Raw genomic sequence first — 13,692 nt, forward strand, 5'->3', positions numbered from 1 at the left:
GTCGCCCCGCTGTTAGCGCCCGCGCCGCCGAAAGGCAATGGCGAGTGCGAGCAGCAGCAGGGCAAAGCCGACGGGCAGCATGTTGCCATAACGCGCGAACAGGGTTGGCGCTTGCGCCTTTGGAATGAAGGCATCGATGCGGCCGGCGGCGTGCATCGGCAGCGCTTCGACGATCCGGCCGTCGGCGTCGATCACCGCGCTGATCCCCGTCGGCGTTGCGCGGATCACCGGCAGCCCTTCCTCGATCGCGCGCAGCCGCGCCTGCGCCAGATGCTGCGGCGGACCCCAGGCACCGAACCAGGCATCGTTCGACGGATTGAAGATGTAATCGGGGCGGTGGGCGCGGTCGACGACCTCGCCCGAGAAGATGATTTCGTAACAGATTTGCAGCCCCGCCTTGCCGAAGGCGCCCAGGTCGAGCGTGTGAGGTCCGGGACCGGGCCAGAAATCGAGATCGCCAGGGGCGAGGCGCGACAGGCCGATCGCCGAAAGCAGCGGCCGCATCGGCAGATATTCGCCATAGGGCACCAGATGCGCCTTGTCATACCGCGGGCCGAGCGTCCCATCGGCATGGACCGTCATCACCGCGTTGCGCGCGCCCACGGCCTGCCCCGTGCGGTCGAACTCCAGCTTGAGCGCGCCGAGCAGCATCAAGTCGCCGGGGTTCATCAGCGCGGTCAGCCGCCCACGCGCCTCGGCGGGCGAGCGGTCGTAATAGACCGCGGGATAACCGGTCTCGAGATAGTCGGGGATCGCCGCTTCGGGCCAAAGGATCAGCCGCGGCGCGTCCGACCGGGGCGTCGTCAGCCGCGCGAGCTTGGCGAAATTGGCGTCGGCCTTGTCGCCTTCCCACTTGTCCTGCTGTCCGACATTGGGCTGGACGACGGTGATGGGAATTGCTTGCCCCGCTTTGGCTGGCGCTCTTCCCAAGTCGTCTAGCTGCGCCATGTGCGTTAACGGTATCGTGAGCGCAAACAGGGCGAAAATTGCCCCGCCCAATATGACCGACGGGAAGGTGCCGTCGCGAAAGGACGGCATCAGGGCTCGCCACCAGCGCGGCAACCACTGAACTGCTTGGAGTAATAGAAAGCCGGCCAGCAAAATGACGATGGCCGACACGCCATAAGTTCCGATAAACCGCACCGGCGACAGAAGCGGGATAACTGGCACCAGGATGACGCTCAGCGGATTCCACGCAAAGCCTGTGAAAACCCAGCTCCGCAGCCACTCGGCCAGCGTCCACAGCCCCGCGAAGGCGAAGATGAAGGAGAGCGTCGTCCCCGCCCCTTCGGCTGCCTTGCCGGCGCTCAGGGCAGGCTTGGCGGGGGCGGCGAACCATTGGATGGTCCACGCCCCCCAAGCCGCCAGCGCTGGGTAAATCGCAAGATACAGCGACAGCAGTGCCACCGCGATCCACCCCAGCCATGCGGGCATCGCCGCCTGATAGGTGAAGGCGGTCGCAATCCAGTTGAGCCCTAGCGCGAAATGGCCGACCCCGAAGCCCCAGCCGATCCCGAAGGCACGCGCGCCCCGCGGACTCCGCGCGACGAGCAGCATCCATCCCGCGAGCGCAAGCAGCGTCAGCGGCCAGAGATTCAGCGGCGCAAAACCGGTTGCGGAAATCAGACCGAGCAACAGCGCGAGCCCTTTGGGCCAGCGGTCGGCGATCGAAGCGATGCGGGTGGGGAGGCCGGTCACGCGCGCTGCTTTAGCGGGCGGCCGCGTCGCCCACAATCGTCACAGCATATATTTCATCTTGATCGACTGGCGCATGTCGCCGGTGACGGCAAAGCTCGCCGATTTGAACTTCGGTGGCCCCATGCGGATCGCCGGGTCGCGCGAAAAGCCGAAGCCTTCTTTTGGCAGGAACAGCGCCATGTCCATCTTGTTGTTGCCATTCTCGTCATGGACCACCGCGATGGCATAGGTTCCGGCGGCGACCCCGCGAATTTTGAAATCGCCGGCGTCGGCCGCCTTTACCGCCATCTGCACCGACGCCTTGTCCTTGCTGCAGTCGGGAAAGGCCTTTGGGTTGGCGGTCAGGCAGACAAGAATCTGTCCCTTGACGTTGCGCAGGCCGGTGATGCTGACTTCAACCGTCGGGCCGGTCATCGGAGCGTGAGGCGGCGCGGTCGCCGCGACCGGCAGCGGCACGAGCGCCGCCAAAGCTGCCCAGCCCGATATCGGTGCCGCATGCCTTATCCCAGAAGCGGAAGTAAAGACCATAATTCCCCCGATAGGCAGCGTGATGCTGCTCATGGTGCGTCGCGGTTATCAGCCAGCGCCCTGCTGGTCCATGAACGAGTGCGCGCGGGAACATCTCCCACCCCATATGATTGCCGACCCCCATCAGCGTCATGATCGCGAGCACGAGACCCAGCACCGCGACATGGGCAGGAACGACAAAGACCAGCGCCGGAATGACGATCGCGCCGGTGATAGCTTCCCACGGGTGAAAGCTCATCGCCGCCCATGCGGTCGGCGGCCGGCTCTGGTGATGCACGGCATGCGCGATGCGGAACAGTCGCGGCTGGTGCATCCAGCGATGCGTCCAATAGAACCATGTGTCGTGAAGCAGCAGATAGACGAAGAGGCTGACCGGCAGATACCAGAGGGGAAAGGCGTGGACGTCGGTGTAGATGCGCGTCCAGCCTCGCGCCTGCCATCCCCAGGCGACGATGCCCGCCGGAATGCCGTAAATCGCTGCGCTGGCAAGGCTCCAGCCGATTTCTCGCCGCATCTGCGTCTCGAGCCCGCGATAGAGACCGGGATGCTTGAGCCGCGTTGCGAGTGCAAATCCTCCGCTGCTCAGCAGATAGCGTCCGCCGACGATCAAGGTCATCGCAAGCGCCGAGAGCGCGATAGCGAGCGCGGCGCTCATGCGGGCGCGCTCGCGGTGCCGTCGCCGAGCGGGCGCTGCATATAGACGGTGTCGAGCCAGCGCCCATGCTTCCAGCCCATGCCGGCGAGGCGCCCCGCATGGACAAAACCCGCCGCCGCGTGGAGCGCGATCGAGGCAGGCTCGGCGCCGCCGATCACCGCGACCATCGTGCGGAAGCCAGATACTTCGGCGGCGTCGAGCAGCGCGGCGAGCAAGGCTCGGCCGACCCCGCGTCCCTGCTGCGCCGGGGCCACATAAATGCTGTCCTCGCACGCCCAGGCATAGGCGGCGCGCGGGCGGAACTGGCTGGCATAGGCATAGCCCAGGGGCCCGCCGTCGGCCGCCTCGGCGACCAGAAAGGGCCAGCCCTTTGCGCGATGCTCCGAAATCAACGCCGCGGTGGCGAGCGTGCTGCGCGGTTCGGTGTCGTAGCTGGCGGTTCCGTGCGCGACGTGGTGCGCATAGATTGCGGCGATGGCCCTGGCATCGTCAGGGGTCGCGGAGCGGATGACGGGAACTAGCGCTGCCATGCGAAAGCGATAGCCGCTCGCCGCCAGCCTCGCTAGGGCTGCTGGATGAACCGCGCCGATTCCGACTCTTGCGACATTGCCATCGTCGGCGGCGGGCTCGCCGGCGGGTTGGCAACGCTCGCGCTGGCGCGGCGGCGCCCCGATCTCGACGTGCGGCTAATCGAGCCGGGGCCGGTCGGCGGCAATCATCTGTGGTCCTTTTTCGACGGCGACGTCGCGGCGCGCGACCGCTGGCTGATCGAGCCGCTGATCGCGCATCGCTGGAGCGGCTATGACATTGCCTTTCCCGCCTATCGCCGGGCGATTGCCATGCCCTACAACAGCATCGACAGCGAAACGCTGGCGGAGGCGGTCGCCGCGCTGCTGCCGCCCGAACGGCTGATCGCTAAGGCGGCGACGCGGCTCGCGCCGCAATCGGTGCTGCTGGAGGGCGGCGACCGGCTCGCCGCGCGCCACGTCATCGACGCGCGCGGGATCGGCGACCTCACGGGGGTCGATTGCGGCTGGCAGAAATTCGTCGGGCAGGCTCTGCGCGTGGCGGGTGGACACGGCCTCACTCAGCCCGTGGTGATGGATGCGACGGTCGATCAGATTGGCGGTTATCGCTTTGTCTACTGTCTGCCTTTCGATGCCGAGACCGTCTTCGTCGAGGACACCTATTATGGCGACGATGCCGACCTTGACGTCGGCGCGGTTCGCGCGCGGATCGCCGATTATGCGGCGGCGCGCGGGTGGACGGTCAGTGCAGTCGCGCGCGAGGAAACCGGATGGCTGCCCGTCGTCATGGCGGGCGATTTCGACGCGATCTGGCCGCGGGACGACGCCGTGGCGCGTACTGGCGTGCGCGCGGGTCGCTTTCACGCCACGACCGGCTATTCGCTGCCCGACGCGGTGCGCGCCGCGGCGGCGCTTCCCGCGCTCGTCGATCGCGCCGATCTGGGCGCGCGGCTGCGCGCCGATGCGGCGACCGCGTGGCGGCGTCAGCGCTTTTACCGCATGCTCGGCGCGATGCTGTTCCGCGCGGCGGAACCGGCCGAGCGCTATCGCATCTTCCAGCGCTTCTATCGCCTGTCGCCGGCACTCATCGCGCGCTTCTACGCCGGCGCGTCGAGCGGTGCCGACCGGCTGCGTCTCTTGTCGGGCCGCCCGCCGGTGCCTATCGGGCGGGCGATCAGGGCGATCGGGAGTTTCGACTGGCTATGACGCGAAGGGCCATCGTTATCGGTGCGGGGTTCGGCGGGCTTGCGCTCGCGATCCGGCTCCAGTCGGCGGGCATCGCGACCACGGTCGTCGAAGCGCGCGACAAGCCCGGCGGGCGCGCCTATCATTGGAAGCGCGAAGGGTTCACGTTCGACGCGGGGCCGACCGTCATCACCGACCCGCCCTGCCTCAATGAACTGTGGGCGCTCAGTGGTCAGGACATGGCGGCCGACGTCGATCTTGTGCCCGTCACCCCCTTTTATCGGCTGAACTGGCCCGACGGCACCAACTTCGACTATTCGAACGACGAGGCGGCGCTGCGCGCCGAAATCGCGAAGCTCGATCCCGCCGATGTCGCGGGGTACGAGCGTTTTCTCGATTATTCGCGCGGGGTTTATGAAGAAGGCTATGTGAAGCTCGGCTCGGTCGCCTTCCTCGATTTCGCCGCGATGCTTCGCGCGGCGCCTGCGCTTGCGAAATATCAGGCATGGCGCAGCGTCTATTCGATCGTATCCTCTTATGTGAAGGACGAACGGCTGCGGCAGGCGCTGTCGTTCCACACGCTGCTTGTCGGCGGTAATCCGATGACGACCAGCAGCATCTATGCGCTGATCCACACCATCGAAAAGGACGGCGGCGTGTGGTTCGCGCGCGCCGGCACCAACGCGCTGGTCGCGGCGATGGTGCGATTGTTCGAGCGGCTGGGCGGGGTGCTGCGGCTGGACGATCCAGTGGCGCGGATCGAGACGCAGGGCGATCGCGCGACCGGGGTGGTGACCGTCGGCGGCTGGCAGGGTGCGGCCGATATGGTCGCGTGCAACGGCGACCTGATGCACAGCTATAGAGATCTTCTCGACCATTCGCGCGGGGCAAAGGTCGCCAAAAGCCTGGCGCGCAAGCGCTGGTCGCCATCGCTCTTCGTCATCCATTTCGGCGCGAAGGGCGACTATCCGGACGTCGCGCACCACAGCATCCTCTTCGGCCCGCGCTACAAGGGGCTGCTCGACGACATCTATGGCGGGAGGGTGCCCGACGATTTCTCGCTCTACCTCCATCATCCCAGCATCACCGATCCCGGCATGGCGCCGCCCGGCCATTCGACCTTCTACGCACTCGCCCCGGTCGCGCATCTCGGCAAGGCGAAGGCCGACTGGGACGGCGATTTCGGCGCGCGTTTTGCCGACGCGATCCTCGAAGAGGTCGAGCGCCGCGTCGCGCCCGGACTCCGCGCCAATCTTGTCACGCGCTTTCACTATACGCCCGCCGATTTCGGCCGCGATCTGTCGGCGCATCTTGGCAGCGCCTTCAGCCTCGAACCCGTGCTATGGCAGAGCGCGTGGTTTCGCGCCCATAATCGCGACGATATGATTTCGAACCTTTACTTCGTCGGCGCCGGGACGCATCCGGGCGCCGGTATTCCAGGTGTCGTCGGCAGCGCGAAGGCGACCGCCCAATTGATGTTGGAAGAATGATGAAACGCATTGCCGTCTATTGTGGGTCCGCAACCCCCGAAGACCCGATCTATATGGAAACCGCGCGCCACGTCGGCCGGACGCTGGCGAGCCGCGGAATCGGGGTCGTCTATGGCGGGGGCCGGCTCGGGCTGATGGGTGCGGTCGCCGACAGCGCCCTCGAAGCGGGCGGCGAGGTGATCGGGGTGATCCCGGATGCGCTCGTCGGGACCGAGGTCGCGCATCGCGGCTGCACCAAACTGCACGTCGTTTCGGGTATGCACGAACGCAAGAAGATGTTCACCGACCTGTCGGACGGCTTTCTGACCATCCCCGGCGGCGTCGGGACGATGGACGAATTGTGGGAAGCGATCAGCTGGGCGCAACTCGGCTATCATGCCAAGCCGGTCGGGCTGCTCAACGCGGCGGGTTTCTATAACGATCTGATCGCCTTCAATCGCCGGATGATCGACGTCGGCTTCATCCGGCCCGCGCACGCCGGGATCATGATTGTCGATGCGGGAATCGGCGAACTGCTCGACAAGATGGCCGCTTACCAGCCGCACGAGCCGATCTTCGCGATGAAGGCCGACGATCTGTAATGACCGCGGCCGGGGGCTATGATGCGGCGGCCCTGCACCGCTTTGCGCACGACAGCATCGCGCGCGGGTCGAAAAGCTTTGCGCTCGCCAGCCGGCTGTTCGACCGGCGGACACGCGAACGGGTGCTGCTGCTCTATGCCTGGTGCCGCGCCGCCGACGATCTGACCGACGGGCAGGATCATGGCGGCACCATGCGCGCGGGGCACGACCCGGTGGCGGCGGTCGCGCGCATCCGCGACCTGACCGATCGCGCCTTTGCCGGCGACCCCACAGGTGACCCCGCCTTCGACGCGCTTGGCCTGTTGCTGACCGAGGTCGCGATCCCGCGCGCGGTGATCGACGACATCGTCGCGGGCTTCGAACTCGACGCCGCCGACTGGCGCCCGCGCAGCGAGGCCGATCTGTTGCGCTATTGCTATCATGTCGCGGGCGCGGTCGGCATCGCGATGGCGCTCGTCATGGGGGTCGATCCGACGGACGAAACGACGCTCGACCGTGCGTCCGACCTCGGCATAGCATTCCAGCTCGCCAATATTGCGCGCGACATTGCCGAAGATGCGGCGGCCGACCGCTGCTATCTGCCGGTCGACTGGCTGGTCGAGCTGGACATTCCGCCGGGTCAGCATATGCATCCCGCCTTTCGTCCGCGTCTTGCCGTGATGGCGAAATGGCTCGCGGAAATGGCCGGAGAATATGAAGCGTCGGCGCGCTGGGGGGCGCGCAAGCTGCCGCCGCGCAGCCGCTGGGCGGTGCTTGCGGCCGCGGGCATCTATGGCGACATCGCGCGGGCGGTGCGGCGCCGCGGCGATCATGCGTGGGACCATCGCACCGCGACGACGCCCGCCGCGAAATTCGGCTGGGTGGCGCGCGCCGGCTGGTCGGTGCTGCGCCGCCCGCCGCTGCGGCGCATTGCCCGCGACGGGTTGTGGACCCGCCCGCGGATAGCCGGCGGCGCGGAGACGGCGCAGTGAGCCAGCTCGAGTGGCTGGCCGCCGCGCTCGTCCTGATCAACGTCGCGCTGGTCGCGATGCGCAAGGTGTGGAACTATCCTTTCGCGCTCGCTGCCGTCACCCTCTATGCCTTCGTCTTCTACGAAGCGAAGCTGTACAGCGACATGCTGCTCCAGGGATTTTTCTTCGTCCTCAATCTTTACGGCTGGCTCAGCTGGGTTCGCGCGCGCGACGACAGCGGCGTGCCCGTCGGATGGATGCCCGGCCGCGATCGCTGGCGATGGGGCGCCGCTGTTGGGGTAGCATGGGTCGCGTGGAGCTCGGCGATGCACCGCTACACCGACGCCGCGGCGCCGTGGATCGACGGCGGCATCGCGATGCTCAGCATCGCGGCGCAATGGCTGCTCGCGCGGCGCCGGGTCGAAAGCTGGTGGCTGTGGATTCTCGTCGATCTGATCGCGGTGCCGCTGTTCGCTTGGCGCGGCCTTTATGCGACCAGCGCGGTCTATGTCGTCCTGCTGGGACTGTCGATCGACGGGCTGATCCAGTGGCGCCGCGCCGCCGCAGCGCCCGCAGCGATGCCTGCATGACGCGCCATATCGGCCTCCACGGCGCCGAATCGACCGGCAAGTCGAAGCTGGCGCCGCGTCTTGCCGCGCGTCTGGGCGGCGTGGTCATCCCCGAATATGGTCGCACCTATTGCGAGGCGAACGGCACCGATCTCGATGCCGGCGACCTGCTCGCCATCTTTCACGGCCATGTCGCCGCGACGAAGCTTGCCCTCGCGCAAGTCCCGGCGTGGGTGATCTCGGACACCGATCCGCTGATGACGCAGGCGTGGGCGATCATGCTGCTCGGCCGGCGCCTGCCCGAAATCGACGCCTGGAGTGATGTCGCCGACTTCTACCTCGTCCCCGCGCTCGACCTGCCGTGGCGCGAGGACGGCACACGGCTGTTCGGAAGCGACCTTGCACGGCGGCAGTTCATGGATGTCGCGATCGCTGAACTCGACCGCCGCCGCCTGCCCTGGGCCTGGGTCGAAGGCGATGGCGACGCCCGCCTCGAAAGCGCGCTCGCCGCGATCGCAGCGGCGGGGCCTGATCGATAGGTCGCGCACGAAAAAGCCCGCCTTCGGCCTGAAGGCGGGCTTTTACAAAACCACCTTTGGCGGTTACTTCTTTTCGGGCGGCGCCACGGTGATGCGCACCCGTTCGCCCGAATTGCCGGGGAAGTTGGTGAACATCGCCTCGACAAGATTGGGAACGATCTGCGTCAGGTCATTATCGCGTGACTGCGCCTGTGCATGGCCTTCGAACAGTCGATAGCCGTCGGCGGCGCGGCTGATCTGCAGATTGAGGTCGCTGGTGTAGACGGTGAAGCTTTCGACGTCATTATAGCCCCAGCTCGGGCCGAAGCCGCCCCACATGAAGGGGTCGCGCCAGCCGTAGATATAGCGGCGCCCGCGGGGGCCGCGCACTATCACGGGCGGCGAATAGAAGCCGCGGCCGTAATAGCCGCCGTACCAGGGATTGCCGAAGCCGGGCGAGGAGACGACGCGTTCGCGCCCCTTGTCGATGCCATAATCCATGCGCACGACCATGTCGGCCTTTTCGCCGGGGGCGGCGGGACGATAGCCATAGCGCGTCAGTTCACCCGCGACGAGCGTCGCATATTGATTGAACTCGATCCCGCCCTGCAGCGCCGGGTCATTCGCCTCGATCGCGAAGCTCTGCCCCTGCGGTGCAGGAAGCTGGGTCTGGAAGCGCGCGACATCGGCGCGGAAGGGCGTGGCGGCACAGCCGGCCATCACCAGCGCCGCGCCCGTCATGGCGGCGAGTCCCAGACGCCGAAAGATTGTCTTGCTCATCATCATGCTCCGTGATTCGGTGCGCGCACAGCACACACCGTTTATAGCATGACTACGCCGGCGCGGCTGAACCTTGGTTTAACCCGCTTCGTCGCAGCTCCGTTCCACACAGACAATGACTTAGCGGCAAAGCCCCAAGACCTTATATGTGGTGTCGAGCGTCGGCTTTGCAAGCGCGCGTGCCTTGTCGGCGCCCTTGTCGAGGATCGCGTCGAGCGCCGTCTGGTCGTCCTTGAGCGCGACGAAGCGCGCGTTGATCGGCGCCAGCCGCTCGACCAGCAGCTCGCCGAGCGCGGGCTTGAACGCGCCGAAGCCCTGCCCGCCGAACTGTTGCAGCACCGCGTCGGTGCTCGAGTCGGCAAGCGTGGCGTAAATCCCCACCAGATTGCGCGCCTCGGGCCGCCCTTCCAGCCCTGCGGCCTCGGACGGCAGCGGTTCGGGATCGGTCTTCGCCTTCTTCACCTTCTGCATCATCGTGTCAGCATCGTCGGTCAGGTTGATGCGGCTCATGTCCGACGGATCGGATTTGGACATCTTGGCCGACCCGTCGCGCAGGCTCATGATCCGTGCCGCGTCGGGCGGGATGATCGGTTCGGGCAGGGTGAAGACCGGGTCTTCCGCGCTCGCATAGTCATTGTTGAACTTCTGCGCGATGTCGCGCGCCAGCTCCAGATGCTGCTTCTGGTCCTCGCCGACGGGAACGTGCGTCGCCTGATAGAGCAGCACGTCGGCCGCCTGCAGCACCGGATAGGTGTAGAGCGCCGCCGAGGCGCCCTCGCGATTCTTGCCCGACTTGTCCTTGAACTGCGTCATCCGGTTCAGCCAGCCGATCCGCGCGGTGCCGTTGAGCAGCCATTGCAGCTCGGCATGCGCGGGGACGCGCGCCTGGTTGAACAGGGTCGAACGGTCGGGGTCGATGCCGCAGGCGACGAGCGCCGCAGTCATCGCGCGGGTGTTTGCGGTCAGATCGGCCGGGACGTGCGGCATCGAGATTGCGTGCAGGTCGGCCAGAAAGAACAGGCAGTCGCCGCCTTCGCTCGCCACCTGATCCTGCATCCGCACCCAGTTGCGGATCGCGCCCAGATAATTGCCTAGGTGCAAATTTCCGGTGGGCTGGATGCCCGAAACGATCCGCATGTCTTACTCCTGTGTTGGCGCGGGCTTGCCGCGGCGCCGCGTCAGCATGGCGACCAGATCCTTGTCAAGCGCACCGACAAGGAAACCCATGGCGAAAAAGGTCGCGCCGCCCGCCAGCACGAGCGCGGCGAGCGCGCCGACCCGTTCGGCGACATTGCCGCCATAATAGGGGGCGATGACGGGCATCAGCCAGACGAGCAGCGCCGACATTGCCGCGACCGCGACGATCTGCCGTGCGATCCGGCTTGCCAGCCGGGCGGTAAAATGGAACCAGCCGCGGCGGTGGAGCACGGCATAGAGCAGCAGGCAGTTGAAGCTTGCCGACGCTGCGGTCGCCCCGGCGAGTCCGACGATGCCATAGCGTTCCACGACATAGAGGTTGATCGCAATATTGAGGGTGAGCGCGGCGAGCGCGGTCCACACCGGCGTCCGTGTGTCTTCGCGCGCGAAGAAGCCGGGGTTCAATATCTTGACGATCACATAGGCCGGCAGCCCCGCGACCAGTGCCACGACGATATGGGCCATGATTGCGCCGTCGGCCGCGGTGAATTTGCCGCCGACGAAAAAGGCGGTGACGAAGGCGGGCGCGCAAATGGCAAGCGCCGCGGCGGCGGGCAGGGTGAGCAGCGTCGCCATTTCAAAGGCATTGCTCTGCAACCGCTGCGCCTCGGCGGCGTCGCCGCTGTGAATATGGCGCGACAGCATCGGCAGGATCGCTGTGCCGAGCGCAATGCCGACAATGCCGAGAGGCAACTGGTTGAGCCGGTCAGCGAGCTTGAGCAAGGTTAGCGACCCCTGCGGCAGCGAGGTGGCGAAGAAGGTGTCGACGAACTGGCTGATCTGGTAGATGCCCGCGCCGAACGTCGCGGGAAGGATCAGCATGCCCAGCCGCCGGACCTCGGGCGTCAGCCGCGGCAGCCGCAGATGCAGGCGCAGCCCGGCGCGTCGCACCGCCCACCACAGATAGGCAAGCTGGGCAACCCCCGCGAGGCTGACCGCTGCCGCGAGCGCGATCGCGACGATCCGGTCGTCGTGACTGTCGCCGCGCAGCCACCAGCCGGTGATGATCCCGCCGATCAGCACGATGTTGAGGATCACGGGCGCAAAGGCGCCGGGCGCAAAGCGCGACCGCGCGTTCAGCAGGCCCGACAGCATCGCGACGAGGCTGATCAGCGCCAGATAGGGAAAGGTGACGCGGCTGAGGAAGACCGCCAGCTCGAACTTGCCGGGAACGCTGCCAAAATCACGCGCGAGAATCCACACGATTCCCGGCATTACGGCCATCATGACGCCCGAAAAGACGAGCAGCGTCCACAGAAAGACCGACAGCACATCGTCGGCGAAGCGCGCCGCCGCCGCTTCGCCGTCGCCTTCGCTGCTGTGCAGCGCGCGACTGTACATCGGCACGAAGGCGACCGAGAAAGCGCCCTCGGCAAACAGCCGCCGAAAGGTGTTGGGCAGGGTGAAGGCGAGCTGAAAGGCGTCGGCCGCCAGCCCGGCTCCGAGCACGCGCGCAAGCAGCATGTCGCGCGCGAAGCCGAAGATCCGGCTGAGCAGCGTCAGCCCGCCGATCGTCCCGACGCTCTTGACCAGGCTGCTCATCGGATCAGCCGGCCGCCGCTGTCGGGATCAGGCCTGGCCGACCGGCGCGGCGTCGCCCGCCTGTTCGGCCTGCGCCTGCACCTGCTGCATGAACAGGCCGTGGAAATCGATCGGGTCGAGCAGCAGCGGCTGGAAACCGCCATCGCGCACGACGTCGGCAACGACGCGGCGTGCGAAGGGGAACAGGATGCGCGGCGCTTCGGCGAGGAAGAAGGGCTGAAGCTGATCGTCGGGGACGTTGCGCACGCCGAACAGGCCCGCATATTTGAGCTCGATGACAAAGGCCGTGCCTTCGTCATGCTTGGCGGTGACGTCGATCTTCAGCGTCACTTCGAACAGATTGTCACCGACGCCGTCGGCGGCGATGTTGAACTGGACGTCCATCTGCGGCGCCGACTGCCACTGGAAAACCGCCGGAGCATTGGGGTTTTCGAACGACAGATCCTTCACATATTGCGAAATCAGGCCGATCGCGGGGCTGGTGTCTTCGCCATTCGCCTGCGGTGCGGGATTGATGTCGATGCTGGTCTCGTCGGCCATGTCAGATGCGCTTTCGTTGAAACGATGGATGAACTGTGGGTCACCGTCCGCAGGCCGTGCAAGGCCCGCGTCAAATGGTTGCGGCGGCGCTTAGCAGCGGCGGCGCGCCAGCACAATGGCTGCAAGAGCCGCGGCCGGGCGCCCGGCGAAGGGACGAATCGTTGACCCGCCGCGATGGTGCGGTCATGGAGATTTGAAACATGTGCCGGCATCGCCTATGTAAAGGCGACGTCTTTACCCTTTGTCCGTATCGGATTTGCTTGTGACCGCTTTCTCGATCATCCTGCTCGCCATGATTGCCGCCTTCCTCGGCATGCGGCTCTATTCGGTGCTCGGCAAGCGGACGGGGCATGAGCAGGAACCCGTGATGCCGCGCCGCGACGACCGCGCCGCGCCGGCGCCGGTGCGGCTCGACGAAGCCGACGCCGCGGGCTCGTCGCGTGATCAGGCACCGGTGAACAGCGGACTGGTCTATGAACCCTCTGCCGAAGCCGGTCTGCGCCAGTTGCTGGCGAGCGACCGCCACTTCGATGCCGGCCGCTTCATGGACGGCGCGCAGGCGGCCTATCGCATGATCCTCGAGGCCTTCTGGAAAGGCGACCGCGACACGCTGCGCGACCTGTGCGACGACGACAGCTACGAAGGTTTCATCGCGGCGATCGAGGATCGCGAAGCGCGCGGCGAAAAGCTGGAAAACCGTCTGATCGGGATCGATTCGGCCAAGATCACCGCAGTGGAACTCGGCCGCAATGAAGCGCGCATCACCGTGCGCTACCAGGCGGATATCAGCGCGGTGACGCGCGATGCCGACGGCAAGCTGATCGCCGGATCGATGACCGACGGGGTGCAGACCGACGATCTGTGGACCTTCCGCCGCAAGGTCGGCAGCAGCGATCCCAACTGGCTGCTCGACGAAGCCGACGTCGCCTGAG

At 66.4% G+C, this 13,692-nt stretch carries 15 protein-coding genes; 7 read left to right on the top strand and 8 right to left on the bottom strand.

The genetic code is table 11. The features are described from left to right. Window positions 1–12: 12 nt before the first annotated feature. From lnt to L0963_RS00330, 4 genes are read right to left on the bottom strand one after another with little or no spacing between them, the layout of a single operon-like run. On the bottom strand, window positions 13–1,698 hold the full coding sequence (lnt, locus tag L0963_RS00315; protein ID WP_234178421.1) for an apolipoprotein N-acyltransferase: 1,686 nt from the start codon (window positions 1,696–1,698) through the stop codon (window positions 13–15). Between the two features lie 39 nt (window positions 1,699–1,737). Further along, window positions 1,738–2,112, bottom strand: a complete 375-nt coding sequence (locus tag L0963_RS00320) for a DUF2141 domain-containing protein (RefSeq protein WP_234178422.1) — start codon at window positions 2,110–2,112, stop codon at window positions 1,738–1,740. After that, window positions 2,093–2,881 (bottom strand): sterol desaturase family protein, encoded by a 789-nt coding sequence (locus tag L0963_RS00325; RefSeq protein ID WP_234178423.1) that lies wholly within the window; start codon window positions 2,879–2,881, stop codon window positions 2,093–2,095. Before L0963_RS00325 ends, L0963_RS00320 begins: the two co-directional genes overlap by 20 nt. After that, window positions 2,878–3,411, bottom strand: coding sequence for a GNAT family N-acetyltransferase (locus L0963_RS00330; protein WP_234178424.1), 534 nt, complete (start codon window positions 3,409–3,411; stop codon window positions 2,878–2,880). Before L0963_RS00330 ends, L0963_RS00325 begins: the two co-directional genes overlap by 4 nt. A gap of 45 nt (window positions 3,412–3,456) precedes the next feature. Here L0963_RS00330 and crtY point away from each other — a divergent pair, with 45 nt between their 5' ends. From crtY to L0963_RS00360, 6 genes are read left to right on the top strand one after another with little or no spacing between them, the layout of a single operon-like run. Beyond that, window positions 3,457–4,614, top strand: a complete 1,158-nt coding sequence (gene crtY, locus L0963_RS00335) for a lycopene beta-cyclase CrtY (RefSeq protein ID WP_234178425.1) — start codon at window positions 3,457–3,459, stop codon at window positions 4,612–4,614. After that, window positions 4,611–6,083, top strand: a complete 1,473-nt coding sequence (locus L0963_RS00340) for a phytoene desaturase (RefSeq protein WP_234178427.1) — start codon at window positions 4,611–4,613, stop codon at window positions 6,081–6,083. The genes crtY and L0963_RS00340 overlap by 4 nt, the downstream gene beginning before the upstream one ends. Further along, on the top strand, window positions 6,083–6,664 hold the full coding sequence (locus L0963_RS00345) for a TIGR00730 family Rossman fold protein (RefSeq protein ID WP_234178596.1): 582 nt from the start codon (window positions 6,083–6,085) through the stop codon (window positions 6,662–6,664). Before L0963_RS00340 ends, L0963_RS00345 begins: the two co-directional genes overlap by 1 nt. Then, a complete protein-coding gene (locus L0963_RS00350) occupies window positions 6,664–7,635 on the top strand; it encodes a phytoene/squalene synthase family protein (RefSeq protein ID WP_234178429.1) in 972 nt (323 codons plus the stop codon). The genes L0963_RS00345 and L0963_RS00350 overlap by 1 nt, the downstream gene beginning before the upstream one ends. Continuing rightward, window positions 7,632–8,204, top strand: a complete 573-nt coding sequence (pnuC, locus tag L0963_RS00355; RefSeq protein WP_234178430.1) for a nicotinamide riboside transporter PnuC — start codon at window positions 7,632–7,634, stop codon at window positions 8,202–8,204. Before L0963_RS00350 ends, pnuC begins: the two co-directional genes overlap by 4 nt. Beyond that, on the top strand, window positions 8,201–8,722 hold the full coding sequence (locus tag L0963_RS00360; RefSeq protein WP_234178431.1) for an AAA family ATPase: 522 nt from the start codon (window positions 8,201–8,203) through the stop codon (window positions 8,720–8,722). The genes pnuC and L0963_RS00360 overlap by 4 nt, the downstream gene beginning before the upstream one ends. Window positions 8,723–8,785: 63 nt before the next feature. Here L0963_RS00360 and L0963_RS00365 read toward each other — a convergent pair whose 3' ends face one another. From L0963_RS00365 to secB, 4 genes are all read right to left on the bottom strand, one after another. Continuing rightward, a complete protein-coding gene (locus L0963_RS00365; protein ID WP_082813247.1) occupies window positions 8,786–9,487 on the bottom strand; it encodes a DUF4136 domain-containing protein in 702 nt (233 codons plus the stop codon). 114 nt (window positions 9,488–9,601) lie between these two features. After that, entirely contained in the window at window positions 9,602–10,618 is a 1,017-nt protein-coding gene (trpS, locus tag L0963_RS00370; RefSeq protein ID WP_186401618.1) for a tryptophan--tRNA ligase, read from the bottom strand. A 3-nt stretch (window positions 10,619–10,621) separates the two neighbouring features. Beyond that, on the bottom strand, window positions 10,622–12,220 hold the full coding sequence (gene murJ, locus L0963_RS00375) for a murein biosynthesis integral membrane protein MurJ (RefSeq protein WP_234178432.1): 1,599 nt from the start codon (window positions 12,218–12,220) through the stop codon (window positions 10,622–10,624). 27 nt (window positions 12,221–12,247) lie between these two features. Then, a complete protein-coding gene (secB, locus tag L0963_RS00380; protein WP_003041665.1) occupies window positions 12,248–12,760 on the bottom strand; it encodes a protein-export chaperone SecB in 513 nt (170 codons plus the stop codon). Window positions 12,761–13,022: 262 nt separating this feature from the next. Here secB and L0963_RS00385 point away from each other — a divergent pair, with 262 nt between their 5' ends. Beyond that, window positions 13,023–13,691 carry a Tim44/TimA family putative adaptor protein gene (locus L0963_RS00385; RefSeq protein WP_234178433.1) on the top strand — a complete coding sequence of 223 codons (669 nt, stop codon included), beginning with the start codon at window positions 13,023–13,025 and terminating at the stop codon, window positions 13,689–13,691. The last annotated feature ends 1 nt before the right edge of the window (window position 13,692 follow it).

The sequence above is a fragment of the Sphingopyxis sp. NFH-91 genome (assembly GCF_021401285.1).
Taxonomy (GTDB): domain Bacteria; phylum Pseudomonadota; class Alphaproteobacteria; order Sphingomonadales; family Sphingomonadaceae; genus Sphingopyxis; species Sphingopyxis terrae_A.